Here is a 13,735-nt window from a genome sequence, read left to right on the forward strand (position 1 = left end):
CTATGTCTAATACTGAACAGTATTAGACATAATGGTGGTAATGCAACAAATCTACATATAAAAACTGTAACTGACTTGAGGCTTTTCACCTAAATCCACGTATTTCATTATATCCCCAACCTTTTTTGCACACTCAAGAGTAATAGGCAATCTGCCATCTAGTTGTGTGTTATTCCAATTCATCTTAGTTAAACCCAATACTTCCTCAGACAACTCCTCTAAAGACGAATCGTTTTCATAAACATCTATTTTTAGCGGATTTGGTACGTAAGCTCCAGGATAAGTTTGATAAAAATCGATTGTGCCGCGTGTATACAAAACGCCTTCACTTTCATTTATTGAGAGCAATGTGCCTCTCTTGGGTGGATAACTAGTCTGACTAAACAATCTAATATCCGTATTAGTGATAGAAACAAAGTCCTTAGAACGAACGCCTTTCTCTTCTAAAACACGACAAAACCCCCTGATTTCAGTTTCTCGAAATTTTGACGTTTTATGAATAACAATTCTGGCAGGCATTTGCATAAGGGCTTTATCGTATTCAGATAACGCTGAGCTTAATAAATCATAAGCTTGTTCTTCTGACATAAACGGACGCTTATCATTTTTATCGATGACAACAGGTGTCCCGCGTAAGATTACCCCGTGACCAAACTCATCAAATACTTGAGCTAAACTTGTTGATATAGTTTCACCATCTCTACTCTTATAAAATCCAATTCCAACATAACAACTCTTCGGTTTAAAGCGCTCTTCTTTTAGCCTCCATGGAACTGTTTTATTACCTTTATAGTACAAAGCCGTTGCAAAATTCCACGCGCGAGTCGCATCGTCCTGATTCCCTCTATTCGCTTTCCCTGTCAATAGCGTACTTTCGAGCACAAGTTGCAAAGGTATGCCAAGGTGCATGCATTTCGCCTTTAGTAAACGTCTAAAGTCATGTTCCATATACTGTTCGACTGATCCGGTGTCTTTTTTCGAACCAGCATCTTTTTGCGTTAATGATAGGAATAGTTCTTCTGGTATAACGCAAATAATGACGTCAATTGCTCTATTCTCTGCAAGAAACTGGACTTGTTCGTAGTACAAGTTTACTGCTGCCACGACTCTTTCTTCTCTAGTTTTAATACGACTAACTTTAACAATTGAAGATTTTTGAAGCGCGCGCGTGAATCCTGGTGAAGATAATAGTCGCGTGAAAAAACCATAGTCAGCCGAAACACCACCAAAACCTTTAAACAGGTTTGATAGCTCACTTTCCTTGCCGACAATACCGCTGCGACATAAGTCCAACCAAACGTCGAGTTTATCTACGCCCTCCCCCCTTCCTACTATTCCGAGTCTTAGCTCTGAGCGTCTAAGTTCATCTTTAGTATCATAAACACCCATTCGTTCGATTCCATTACGTGGACAAATATGTGTTCCTTTACCGAACTCTAAAAGCGGCTCTTCAATTACGGTAACCTTCACTGTTTATTCCTCCTCATCGATATCAATCAATTCTTCGGTGATGTTTTCTGGGACAAGCTGAATAAGCGAACCGAACTTAATTTCCTGATGTGTCATTTGAGAGAGAAAAAAAGCAATAAACCGGGTCAGATTTCTCACTGCTTGATTGTTTTCAAGCCTTTTTTGCTTCGTTACCAACTTGTCGTGAAAACGGATGCGACGATAAGAGTTATAGGTATAAAGCCAACTCGGTACGATCAGGGTATGGTACTGACCCATCGTATGAATAAACCTTAATTGGAAGCTTAGGTGTTTATAGTGTGCAAGACTACCGGGTTCTTTCTTACTATCTACACGTTCAAAAACTGTTCTATGAGCTGTTTTCATACCTTTCCATGTTTCTTTCCTGTGTGTTTGCTTTTCGTCCTCTTTATTAAAATAGAATTGCTTTTCATACATATCAAAGTTGACATTATGGTGTATGAGCTGCTCCCGTATTTGCCCTTGAAGAAGCGACTTAAAGACATTTTCATATTCTACATATTCTGAGTTATATAGCTCATCGCTATCGACTTCTTCGATAGTTCCAACATCAATTAGAGACTTCAGCGCGGATTGGACTTCGAAATCTTCGAACGTGAATATCTTACCATCATGAAAAGCCCACCCCGTAAACTTAGAGCCTTCAAGTTCTAAAGCAAGACGAATGCACATGTGCATATCTGACTTCCTGCCCTTATATTCAAGTTCACTTTTTGCTCGCGAAAGCACATCCTTTTTGACTATTGTAGTTTCAGCAATAAAAACCTTAGATGGGAAAGTAATTGGCGCAATATTTGACGTGAACACGACTGGAACATCGGTTTTTGGTTCGCGAAGCGCTAAATAAACATCAATTTCTCCAAGAATAAGTTTGAATTCGTGCAGGATCCGACGTTGGGCAGTAACTCTTAATTCTGTTACTTTTGATAAAATGTCGCCGCAATCAATAATATGTGTTTTTGCAATGAAATTAAATTTCTCTCCCGTTATTTTATCAATAGCCTGTTGTGAGTAGCTTTTCTGTTTGCCCACAAGCATCAGAATAAAGAGCTCATCAAAGTTGGATTGATAGTTTTTATCAACGAAAATGGATAGCGTTTTTTTAACTTTTTCGAGATCTGTAGTTGCGGTTACCTGAAATGCTACTCGATCATACTCATCCCCTAGATCTATACCAGGGTAATTTTTCTGCTTCGCATTTAGATTGTGTAACTTTTGCAAGTGAAACAACTCTTTGAGAATGGGTATAAATGCATCTTCCATCGCTAAGTTAATATCAAGCCTACCCTGCTTACTTGCGAGCTCAACCTGACTAACTATTCTTGATACGGCTTCGCGTAATTCGTTTTCGACAGTTAATGCATCCATGTTGATCCTTGATATAAGCCTGATTTTATATACAGTATACATTGGCGCTTGTTTGTATAAATCAAGCTTAATTTACCTTTTTGTTTAGAAACAATACAAACAGTAAAAATACATAAACCTATCAATGTTATTGCAGCGAATGTACTACACTGCTTGTAACTGCTCAGACAGATTAGTACTGTAACTATTATTGGCTGGTCACATGTTCAGCAATCACCCTCGCATTTTCGGGTATTGATTCAAATGTAACGTTGAAAATAGCTTTGTTCGTTGGTCTTATTCTACGATGTCTATCGGTGCTTATTCTCCTTCTGTATTCTGCATACTTTTGCTGAATTACCTTTCCATCATCTGAAATGACTGATATCCGTATGCGAACATTTCGCATTGTACTGTGGGTGATTGACTGTAGCTCACCCCATACGTTCCAGCTATCTCCACTTTGGTTAACATTCACACTAAGAATAGTAACTGGGTCATTAGGTAAGTTTACTATTTCTGTTTCTCTAAGTGAGCTGCTGCAAGCCACGACAGACATCGTCAGGACTATTAGGAGTGCCCATCTTTTCAATGTATATGATTTTTTCATAATTTACTGTCCTTTGAAGAGATTAAGTCATTGATTGCAAAAGAGCCTCGCGTCTTGACGCCCCGAGGTTTCCTGACTATTTCATTTTTTTAGCATGAGCCATTCATTCGATACAGCACTGGCATCACAAAAGGGGTTAGTAAGGTTGATCTACCGATGGCCACTGTCGCCAGAGGCGTTTGAACTTCAGTACCCGTACCCACATTTAACTCCATGTGAATAAAACCCAAGTTCGCAACGAGCGCTGTCATCAACACAGGGCGAAATCTAGTGATTGCACCTTCTACAATCGATTCGATCAAATCATCTGTTTCCTCCAACTGCTGTTTAATAAACGAAATCATCACCAGCCCGTATAACGCCGCAATAGCAGATAGCGCTGTGAAACCTACTCCAGCGGATATAGACAATGTAAAAAAGAGATGTAATATTTTTTGGTAGCCTTTGATAGTTTTTCATATCTACTCCTATAAGGTTTGATGCTAGCCTATCGATGCTTATCGCATGCAACAGGCCAGCTCAAATTAAGATTATGCTCTTGTCATATCTTTTAACTTCCCTTTTGAAAACCAGGCAAAAAGCACAGGCAGTACAAAGAGCGTCAAAAATGTCGCGGTTACTAAGCCGCCTACAATAACACTTGCTAACGGTTTTTGGATTTCAGCACCCACGCCGTTAGACATTAACATTGGAATTAGCCCTAGCGCAGATGTAATCGCCGTCATCAACACTGGCCGAAGTCTTGATGTAGCACCATCGAATACAGCGTCAGATACTGATAATCCGTCTGCAATGCGCTGATTGATGCTTTCTACCATCACCACCCCATTTAGGACCGCCACTCCAAATAAGGTAATAAAACCTACGGAGCTCGGTACAGAAAGATATTGCCCTGATAACCAAAGTGAAAATACTCCGCCTATCACAGCTAGAGGCACATTCACGAGGATCAGCATTGCCTGACCAAACGAAGCAAAAGCAAAGTACAGTAGTAATGCAATTAAGCCCAACGAAAGCGGCACAACTAGTGATAATCGTTTCTGCGCCCGTTGTTGATTCTCAAATTGCCCGCCAATATCCACTGAATAGCCAGTAGGCAGTGCTAGCTGCTCATCAATAGATTGACGAATATCTGCCACCACGCTACCCATGTCTCGACCTTGAACATTTGCCTGGATAACAACTCGCCTCTGTACGTCATCACGTCTGACTTGCGGTGGACCAGAAGCAATCGTCACTTCTGCAACATCTCCTAAACGAACCCATGCACCTGACGGAGTTTGTAAGCGCAAGTCGGCTATCGTTTGACTGTTATTTCGAAATTGTTCAGCAAGCCTGACATAAATATCATAGCGCTCATTACCATTGATGATTTGGCCAGCGCTGGCTCCACCTAAACCTTCGCTTACGAGCTCCATTACATCACCCACGGCCAACCCATAGCGCGACAGAGCGCGGCGATTCGGTGTCACAATCAGTTGAGATTCACCGGCAATTTGCTCCATAGCAACATCTCTTGCACCTTCAACTTCTTTTACTAAAGCTTCAATGGCTTGGCCTTTTTCAGCCAAGATGTCAAGATCAGGTCCAAATAATTTAATGGCAAGTTGAGCTCTTACACCCGATAACAACTCGTCCACTCTTGTCGCGATAGGTTGAGAAAAATTGAAGAGCAAACCCGGATGTTGCTCCATTTTTTCTTCCATTAACGCTTGCAGTTCATAGCGGTTACTTGCACTTGTCCATTCAGGCACTGGCTTTAACCCGATATAAATTTCGATATTGTTTACAGGCTCAGGATCGCCTCCTATTTCGGCGCGACCGATACGCGACAATGTATAGGTGACTTCTGGAAACCCCATTAATATATTCTCAAGCTTAGGGGAGACCTCTAGGGCAGTATCTAAACTAGATGAAGGCGCTAAAGTAACACGCAAGTTAATGGTGCCCTCTTCCAGTTCTGGTACAAACTCTGTGCCAAGCCGAGGAAGCACTACACCAGCAGCGACTACCATAATTGCAGCAATTCCAATCACTACTTTTTTATGCAAAATTGCCCACGATAGCCCTTTGCGATACCCCGCGTCTAAAGGTTTCAACACAACGCTTTCTCGTGGTTTCACGCCTTTTTTAAATAGATACGTCGCCAATGCCGGTACAATAATCAGTGCAACTAATACCGCCGAAAGCATGGCCAACATAATACTAATAGCCATTGGTTGAAATAATTTTGCTTCAACGCCTTCAAAGCTAAACAAAGGCATGAATACCACAAGGATTATGGCTGTTGCGAAGAAGATAGGCCGGGCTACCTCCTTGCCCGCTTCTTGTAATCGCAAAGCGATACCGTGCGTATCATGGGACGAGTCTAATGGATCATCATCTTCAACATGTTCACCCAATTGTCTCTTGTGATCATGCTCAGCATCAGTGTGAGTCAAGTGTTTAAACATGTTTTCAACCATTACCACTGAGCCATCTACTAGCATGCCGATTGCCACTGCAATGCCCCCAAGCGACATAAGGTTGGCAGAAAGTCCAAACCACGACATGACCATTAAGGCAATACCAATAGAAATAGGGATCGAAATCAGGACTAAAAACGTGGCTCGTAGATTCATCAAAAATAAAGCTAGAATAACAATAATAAATACGAACGCTAACATTAGCGCATTTACAACCGTATCCACGGCTTGAGTAATTAAGTCAGCTTGATCGTAGAATACTTCAAAACTCACGCCATCAGGCAATGCTTGGTTAATTCGCTGAATACGAGCATTGACGCCATCAATTGTGGCTTTCGTGTTAGCTCCCATGCGCTTAAGTACAATGCCTGAGACGACTTCACCTAAGTTTTGAATGTTACCGTCGGCGTCTTTTCTGGTCATGGTGGCAGCACCCTGACGAATTTCGCTACCTAACTCAACGTTCGCCACATCGGATACAGTAATCGTTGTTCCGTCTACGGTTTTTAAAGGTACCTGACGTAATTGCTCTAACCCTTCCTCGCCATGATCTAACCAGCCAGTGCCTCTTATCACAAGTTGCTCCTGCCCTCGGTTCATATACCACCCCCCCACATTGGTATTATTCCGCTCAAGTGCTTCCATCACTATATCTTGAGTCAAGCCATATCCAAGTAATTGAGATGGATTGAGGTTAACTTGGTATTGGCGTACTTCCCCACCAAAAGAGAGCACATCCGTTACGCCATCGGCAGGAAGCAGCAGCAATTTCACCACCCAATCATTTAAACTACGCAACGCCATAGCGTCTAGGCCTGAATCGGGCTCAGCCAACAATAGATACTGATACACTTGCCCCAATCCTGATGTGTTGGGTCCCATTTCTGGCGTACCGACGCCCTCGGGAATTAACTCTTTAGCCGCTTGCAGACGCTCGAATACCAATTGACGTGCAAAATAGATATCTGTGTCCTCGCTAAACACAACGGTCACACCTGAAAGACCTGTTTTGGAAATAGAGCGCACTTCCATCACATCCGGTAAGGCATACATCACCGCTTCTATTGGATAAGTAATTAACTGCTCTACTTCTTCGGCAGCTAACCCCGGTGCTTCTGTATTGACAGATACTTGCACGTTGGTGACATCTGGAAATGCATCCAAATTCAGTTTTGGAATAACAAAAACCGCGCTGACTATTAACGTTGTCAGAGCAATCACCACTAACAAACGATTAGTAACAGCCCAATCAATTAATTTATTAAACATAAAGACTCCTCCTAATTAGTGGTTGTGTGGGTCAAAACCGCCTTTAGCGATTTGTGAAGCGACAAAAAAAGCACCTTCGCTTACTACGCGAGAACCCGGCTCTACACCGGTTATTTCCCGCAAGCCACCAAGCGCTCTTCCAAGTTCAACTTCGACGGGTAAAAACTCGCCGGGATGATCTTCTACAAATACCATCCAGTCTCCATCGGGCCCTCGCATTAGCGCACTTTCTGAAACAGCCATTACCGGCATTTTTGTCAGAAAACGGAAATACACCTCGGCAAATTGACCAGGATGCAAACGATGTTCAGGGTTGCTCACTAATAGCCGAACCGTTCTCGTTCGAGTAATTGGGTCAATGGTATGTGCCTCTTGTGTAACCGTTGCATCAACTGTGAAGTCTCCCACTTTGATTTGTGCCGGAGAACCTGCACCTAACCGCAGGTTAATATTCGATGGTAGATGCGCTTCTACCCAAAGTTCACTTTCATCTGCCAACGAGATCAACGGTTCTCCCGCATCAATACGCTGACCTTGTTCAAACGAGTCACTGAGTACCGCGCCATCAATTTCAGCACGTAAGCGATATTCTCCTAATGTTATTGATTGCTGTGAGGTGAGCGTTTTCAAATCTGCATCGGATAAACCATATGAGATTAATACTGCACTAGCCGCTTCAAAATTAGCTTTTGCATCAATGTAGCGCTGCTCTCCAACAGTTTTTCGACCAAGTCCTTTTACTCTTTCCCATTCTGGATATGTTGTTCGGTAATTGGCTTGTGCTTGCGCAACGGTTTCGCTAAAAAGCGTGACAAGCACTTGGCCTTTATTTACCCTGTCTCCCAATGCCACATGACGACGCGTGACAACGGATGCCACTCTGGGTGATACTCTATAGCTGCTATAGCCGTTTGAAAATATTTCACCCGGTGCATACAAAGTATAATTGACAATTTTGGGGCTTAGTGTGCTTACTTTAATGTTGGCTAATGCCATTTGATTGGAGTCTAACGATGCAGAAGCAGTTTCATCATGCTCTTCATCATCTTTATCCTCGTTTTCACCTTTATCATGAGCATGTTCGCTTTCGTGATCATCATGTTCATCGGCACCCTCGCCTCCGTGCTCATCAAGCTTTTGACCATCTTGTAGTTCATGTTCTTCATGACCATCATCAGTATGTTCGTCATGTTTATCTTTTATGCTTTTATCGATGCTTGTTACCGTTTCATTGTGAGCATGCTGTTGATCAGACTTTTGTGCGAAACTTGGTGCAGCGCCGACAAATGTGGCGATGAAAACTGCTAATACTGTTTTATTCATTTTGTTAATCCTGTTACTCAATTGAGAAATCGTGTTGAACTGGGGGCAAGTCGATAAGACGACCTGATTGCAGCATGAGATTTTTTAATGCTATGCGCGTTTGCTTTTCGAGCTCTATGCCAGACAGTAAACTTTCTGCGCGTTGATTCAGTGCAATAAGGTAGTTAGTCGTTGATAAATCGCCACTGCGCCACTGCTTCTCTAACAAATCACCACTACTCTCGATGCGACCCTTTACCAATGATTGCCATTGCGTAAACTGTAGGTTGTAGCTCTGCCACGCGCCAAACGCTCCTTGTAAATCGAAACGAAGTTTCCGATACTGCGCTCTAAAACGTGCTTCAGTTTCTAACGCCATGCGTTCTGCGGCGCGAGTTTCTGCACTGTAATTGTTGCGAATGTTTAACGGTATGGAAAAGGTCAGCCCAACGGTGTTTTCTCGTTCTTCCCGCCCTGCATTAATACCAAAAGTAGGATTTGCTTTTGCACTACGTCTAGTGACTTCTGCTTCTTCTTTTTGCGTGAGCCATTGCGCATAAGCGCTTGCTACTTTTGGGTGTTTTAGTAATTCTTCATCAGACGGATATGTAGCATTAGAAGGCCAAAAGTCGTCGGGTATAATCCCTCGCTCTGGCTCCCAATCAGGAAGTAACTCCCGCACCATTGCTTCGGCCATTTGAAGTTGAGCCTCTGCTCCCGCCACTTGAGCAAATTGTTTCGATAACGACAAAAAGGTAAGCTCTGCATCGATACTCCCTAGATCACCAGCCGCTTGACGTATTTCGACCAATTCAAGTAACGAATTAAGTTGCTGTTGTTGTGATTTTGCAATTACAGCGGCACTTCTTGCTGCACGCCAATTGATTAATGCATCAATAGCATCAGCTGATTTGTTTAAAACGACTTCTTGGTATTGAGCTTGTGCAGCAGTGCGCATAAAACCCGCTTTTTGTCGCCTTGCGCCTTGCCTGTCCCAAAGGTCGATTGTCTGTTCAACACCCACGCTGTAGTCATTGTTATCGCCATTACGCGTATAGTCAGTTGACAATTCAGGGTTATAAAGGGCTCGTTCAGAAGCATCAGCGAGCGCACCTGTGCTTAACAATTGTTCTTTGGCCGCGACAATATCGGGATGTTTGTTTATCTGTGAAGAGAACCAACTTTCCCAGTTCTGATTTTGCGCATGAGCAAAAATCGGTACAAACAATAAGCAAGTGCACAGCAGTTTGGTGCCATTAAATGTAAGTAAGCTAAGCCGTCTCAATGATGTGGCTTTTGTTGTTTGAATACGCTTAAAAGACGCAGATAGCAGTGGCGGCCTGACATGCAGGTCACGCCCAATAAAATGAGTGAGATTCATAATAATCCTAAAATTAAATAATAACGGACGTCGCGTTTAAGGTTATCGCGACGAGCTTTAAACAGAATTTAGGATTTTTGCTTAGGTGGGCGCAGTAGGCGGTTGATAGGTGCGTCTATAAGAGCATCTAGATAGTTAAAGTTGTGGTTGGACACCACGTGATGGTGTTTACTGATACTGTCATGACCGACCCACTGAACATGTGTACCATGGCAATGACCACAGTGATGACAGTCGGCTGGGTTATGCTGCCCCTTTACTTGGTCGGTACTTGCATCTTGAATACTTGTTGATGACAAACTCTTATCATGCTCAGCATGATTGTGTTCATGTTGCAAATGTTGAGTATCTATTGCATGAAAATCTAATGAATTGGCCACAGCAGAAAACGACTGAAAGAGTATCAGCGAGATCATGATGTAACTTATTCGTTTTAAATTTTTCATAAGCGTGAGTCTACCAAGTCTCTTTCACTTCGTCACGACATTGTTCATTGGCAAATTCTAGCTCTACTGTGGTATGTTCAAAATGATACTTTGCTAATGAGCTTTGTATGCTCTCCTTTAATGACTGAATGTGTTCAACACTAACTTCTCCTTTTAAGACAAGGTGGACGGTCATCACATTGCGCTCTCCGTCTAAAGACCAAATATGAAAATGATGGAGGTCGCTTACCTTGTCGTTTGCAAGCAAGTCTTTTCGGATTTTTGACATTTGCTCCTCATCTGGCGTTGCTTGTAAAAACAGCATCAGGGTTTCTTTTAGGTTACGAAACACATTGAAGAGGATGAACAAAGTGAAGCCAATGGATAAGATGGGATCTAAAATCGCCCAAGGCTTGAACATTAAGACGATGGATACGATAAATACTGCCACCCAACCGAGAACATCTTCTAACAAGTGCCAATTAAGCACTCGTTCGTTTAATGACGTTCCTTCGCTTAGTTTATAAGCGGCAAAACCGTTTACTGCCATACCAAAAATAGATAAGGCTAACATTCCCTCTACTTGGGGCATTTCAGGCTCTGCTAAACGAGGGATTGCTTCAAACAAGATCCAAATAGAGCCTATGGTCAATACAACTCCGTTGATTAACGCCCCAATAGTGAAAACCGCTTATAGCCATAGGAAAAAGTGCGATTGGCATCTTTATCGCTAAGTTTATTTAAGCCCCAAGAAGTACCAATCGACAAACTGTCGCCCAAATCATGCACCGCGTCAGCCATGATAGCGGTGCTGTTGGTTAGCCAACCACCAATAAATTCGATGATGGTGAACACCACATTTAGAAGGAACGCCCAGCCAATGCGCTTTGATGCATCGTCTGAATTGCCATCTGAGTGCGTATGGCTATGTGAATGATTATGACTGTGCATGTTTAATTTCCAATAATGCATTTACCTTATTATGTTTGTATGGATTCACTTAGCATATAAAACCCCGTTCTTTATCTTGTCTTATATCTATTGAATAGTGACTTTTTTGCATTACTCTCGATGTGTAGATACAGCTTCAAGCGCAATCTCCCTCTCACTTTTAAGACCGAATAATTTTTTGAGTATAATGGTTGCTGGACAAAAGCCCGTAAAGCTTTGTTGGAACAAATTTACGCCGACAAAAACAGTGAACCATACGAAATATGGGTGTAGCCAAATAGTTAGAATAACAGACAACAAAACCATAAAACCTGCAAATGCAGTGAGTGCTCTCTCTGAAGACATGACAACTCCTTAATAAAAATACCGAAAACGAACAAAAAAATTTGAGGCATCCTCGAACTGTCCCCAAAAAGTAAAAGGTTGTTTACCATAAAAAATGTTTAAACCACCTGATAATCGCCATAAATCAACAGGGCTATATTCTGCACTAACTTTTAAATAACCATCCTTATCTGTGGTTGAATAAAAGTTAAAGGCATTTAATACCAATGCTTGCTGCATACCTTTATAACGCAATCTTTGCGTAAACCATACTCGATGTTGTTTAGGCTCAAATTTAGGCGTCAGTGAATTTTGAATCAACGCTTGATGATCGAGGATGCTTTCGGTGTATAGTTGGAGGCTTCCTTCGAGGTTTCCAACAATTTCCTGTTCATATCCGAGTAACCATCGAGCTTGCCCATTAGGTACTAACGGGTTATCGCCATTTTTATCATCAACCGAATCGTAATAAGCAAATTCGGCATTAAATATACCATTTCCCAACGTAGTGCGAAAGCTTGCTCCGTAGACGTTCAATGATGAAAATGTAGGTCTATAGTCTTGTGTAAGACTATTAGGGCTTTTATGAAATCCACTGTAAAAATACCCCGCGTACTCTGATGTGCCTACCGATTTATATAGCCTCAACGCATACTCAGGCGATTGGGGTCTCAGGGGAGGAGTGACATCAAAACCTAATGCTACCTGAGTGGCTGCAGTGGGGAGAAAAAATGAAAAATAGTCGCCATTGATGTATACGTCAGGTTCAAATTCAGGTGTCAAAACTACATCTAGATTAAACACATCAAAATACGCCGATACCTTTGCAGACAATGATGGAGACTTTAAATATTCAACCTCTCGTCCCGCAAAAAATGATTGAAAGTCTTTCGGAAAAAGATCGTTTAAAAAAACATTATCTCCAGTTCCCCACGTCAAAACTTGTTGACCAACCTTCGCATCAAATCTGTTTCCCCATGCACCCAAAAAACCAAGGCGAGCCTCCCATGTAGCTTCTCTGATGTTTATTCTTGTCTGTTCCAAGACACCATCAAAATATGCGTCTGATACAAAAGAAAACTGGGAGGCCTGAAGGTCATAATCAAACTGCACTTGTAGACGTAGATCACTGAGGGTTTTGTCTGTTCCAATAATAGGATCATTCGACAAGCGGACGCCTGAAGCCATTTCTAGAAATCCGCTCAGCTGATAAATGTCTTCACTTTCCTCTTCCCAATCAATCATTCCCCAATCATCTTCATATGGTTCAGGAAAAGGTTTGGAATATACCTCGCCATGAACACAAACAATGAATATGATTATACTCAGAACTCGCTGAAGCAAGCGCCTTTGCATGTCCTCTTTGTTAAACCGGCTCATTATGGGGTTCTAGGGATTTTCCCCTCTAAAAAGACATAATCCTCTGTAGACCACACCAATAAAGTAAGCGATCAATTTAGACCGTCTTTTCCTCATTGAACTACCCCGTAAAATAGTCCCCGTAGATTTTACTAACGGAGACTTTATTGATGGCAACAAAAAGACGTACACGCGAGCAATGGCAGGTATTGGTTGATAAGCAAGCAGCAAGCGAACTGTCGGTCAGTGAATTTTGTGCACAGCATGCGTTAACAGTATCAAACTTCTATCTGTGGCGTAAAAAACTGAGCGATGATAGCCAATCGCTTGCGCAGCAAGATAACTGGCTTGCCTTTGATATGCCAGCAAGTGCGAACCAGAGCGCAGGCTCTGCCTGGGAGATTGAACTGACCTTGCCCGGTGGTGTGGTGCTGCGGATGAACCGAGCCGCCTGATGTTACCCTTATCCAATGGGCGTATCTGGTTGTATACCGGCAATACCGATATGCGCAAACAGTTTGACGGGCTGGCGGCACTGGTGCTGGGCAAGCTGGGGATGCAGGCGCATTGTGGTGACTGGTTTGTGTTTATCAATAAGCGCCGCACCCAGCTCAAGGTGTTGTATTACTACCAGGGCGGTTATTGTTTGTGGAGTAAACGGTTAGAAAAAGGGACTTACGCCAACGTGTCTGACGGCAACGCAAAAACACCGCTCAACAGTGCCCAGTTACAGTGTTTGATTGATGGCATTTACTGGCAAAAAGACAAACAAAACAGGCGATTTAATTAACTGATTTTGCTATAATTTACG

The 13,735-nt window shown here is 42.4% G+C and carries 10 protein-coding genes and 2 pseudogenes; 2 read left to right on the forward strand and 10 right to left on the reverse strand.

The window, feature by feature from the left end; all coding sequences use genetic code 11:
- Nucleotides 1–51: 51 nt before the first annotated feature.
- The 10 genes and pseudogenes from AC566Q_RS18285 to AC566Q_RS18330 all read right to left on the reverse strand — a co-directional run bounded on the left by AC566Q_RS18285 (nucleotide 52) and on the right by AC566Q_RS18330 (nucleotide 12,810).
- The gene (locus tag AC566Q_RS18285) at nucleotides 52–1,470 is read right to left on the reverse strand and encodes an argonaute/piwi family protein (RefSeq protein ID WP_289622245.1); all 1,419 of its coding nucleotides are present in this window, start codon (nucleotides 1,468–1,470) and stop codon (nucleotides 52–54) included.
- A gap of 3 nt (nucleotides 1,471–1,473) precedes the next feature.
- Entirely contained in the window at nucleotides 1,474–2,859 is a 1,386-nt protein-coding gene (locus AC566Q_RS18290; RefSeq protein WP_071980017.1) for an SMEK domain-containing protein, read from the reverse strand.
- Nucleotides 2,860–3,537: 678 nt separating this feature from the next.
- Nucleotides 3,538–3,858, reverse strand: a pseudogene (locus AC566Q_RS18295) (efflux RND transporter permease subunit); the annotation flags it as partial.
- Between the two features lie 120 nt (nucleotides 3,859–3,978).
- Nucleotides 3,979–7,182, reverse strand: coding sequence for an efflux RND transporter permease subunit (locus AC566Q_RS18300; RefSeq protein ID WP_071980020.1), 3,204 nt, complete (start codon nucleotides 7,180–7,182; stop codon nucleotides 3,979–3,981).
- Nucleotides 7,183–7,197: 15 nt separating this feature from the next.
- Nucleotides 7,198–8,505, reverse strand: a complete 1,308-nt coding sequence (locus AC566Q_RS18305; RefSeq protein ID WP_168477369.1) for an efflux RND transporter periplasmic adaptor subunit — start codon at nucleotides 8,503–8,505, stop codon at nucleotides 7,198–7,200.
- 13 nt (nucleotides 8,506–8,518) lie between these two features.
- The gene (locus AC566Q_RS18310) at nucleotides 8,519–9,865 is read right to left on the reverse strand and encodes a TolC family protein (protein WP_499609175.1); all 1,347 of its coding nucleotides are present in this window, start codon (nucleotides 9,863–9,865) and stop codon (nucleotides 8,519–8,521) included.
- Between the two features lie 68 nt (nucleotides 9,866–9,933).
- Complete coding sequence (locus AC566Q_RS18315; protein WP_156077905.1) at nucleotides 9,934–10,311, reverse strand: hypothetical protein; 378 nt, start codon at nucleotides 10,309–10,311, stop codon at nucleotides 9,934–9,936.
- 10 nt (nucleotides 10,312–10,321) lie between these two features.
- Nucleotides 10,322–11,241: pseudogene (locus tag AC566Q_RS18320) on the reverse strand (cation diffusion facilitator family transporter).
- A 111-nt stretch (nucleotides 11,242–11,352) separates the two neighbouring features.
- Nucleotides 11,353–11,586 carry a YgaP family membrane protein gene (locus tag AC566Q_RS18325; RefSeq protein ID WP_020746026.1) on the reverse strand — a complete coding sequence of 78 codons (234 nt, stop codon included), beginning with the start codon at nucleotides 11,584–11,586 and terminating at the stop codon, nucleotides 11,353–11,355.
- Nucleotides 11,587–11,595: 9 nt separating this feature from the next.
- The gene (locus AC566Q_RS18330) at nucleotides 11,596–12,810 is read right to left on the reverse strand and encodes a hypothetical protein (protein WP_126873342.1); all 1,215 of its coding nucleotides are present in this window, start codon (nucleotides 12,808–12,810) and stop codon (nucleotides 11,596–11,598) included.
- A gap of 284 nt (nucleotides 12,811–13,094) precedes the next feature.
- Between AC566Q_RS18330 and tnpA the strand changes: the two genes are divergently transcribed.
- Both tnpA and tnpB read left to right on the forward strand, forming a co-directional pair.
- Nucleotides 13,095–13,379: an IS66 family insertion sequence element accessory protein TnpA gene (gene tnpA / locus AC566Q_RS18335; protein WP_499609182.1), complete on the forward strand. Its 285-nt coding sequence runs from the start codon at nucleotides 13,095–13,097 to the stop codon at nucleotides 13,377–13,379.
- Complete coding sequence (gene tnpB / locus AC566Q_RS18340; protein WP_499609185.1) at nucleotides 13,379–13,714, forward strand: IS66 family insertion sequence element accessory protein TnpB; 336 nt, start codon at nucleotides 13,379–13,381, stop codon at nucleotides 13,712–13,714. The genes tnpA and tnpB overlap by 1 nt, the downstream gene beginning before the upstream one ends.
- Nucleotides 13,715–13,735: the final 21 nt, after the last annotated feature.

The organism is Alteromonas sp. H02 (assembly GCF_059682525.1).

Bases quoted from the DNA above. Each gene is read 5' to 3' on its own strand.
- AC566Q_RS18290 (WP_071980017.1), bottom strand. From the start codon at position 2,859: ATGGATGCATTAACTGTCGAAAACGAATTACGCGAAGCCGTATCAAGA.
- AC566Q_RS18300 (WP_071980020.1), bottom strand. From the start codon at position 7,182: ATGTTTAATAAATTAATTGATTGGGCTGTTACTAATCGTTTGTTAGTG.
- AC566Q_RS18305 (WP_168477369.1), bottom strand. From the start codon at position 8,505: ATGAATAAAACAGTATTAGCAGTTTTCATCGCCACATTTGTCGGCGCT.
- AC566Q_RS18310 (WP_499609175.1), bottom strand. From the start codon at position 9,865: ATGAATCTCACTCATTTTATTGGGCGTGACCTGCATGTCAGGCCGCCA.
- AC566Q_RS18315 (WP_156077905.1), bottom strand. From the start codon at position 10,311: ATGAAAAATTTAAAACGAATAAGTTACATCATGATCTCGCTGATACTC.
- AC566Q_RS18325 (WP_020746026.1), bottom strand. From the start codon at position 11,586: ATGTCTTCAGAGAGAGCACTCACTGCATTTGCAGGTTTTATGGTTTTG.
- AC566Q_RS18330 (WP_126873342.1), bottom strand. From the start codon at position 12,810: ATGATTGATTGGGAAGAGGAAAGTGAAGACATTTATCAGCTGAGCGGA.
- tnpA (WP_499609182.1), top strand. From the start codon at position 13,095: ATGGCAACAAAAAGACGTACACGCGAGCAATGGCAGGTATTGGTTGAT.
- tnpB (WP_499609185.1), top strand. From the start codon at position 13,379: ATGTTACCCTTATCCAATGGGCGTATCTGGTTGTATACCGGCAATACC.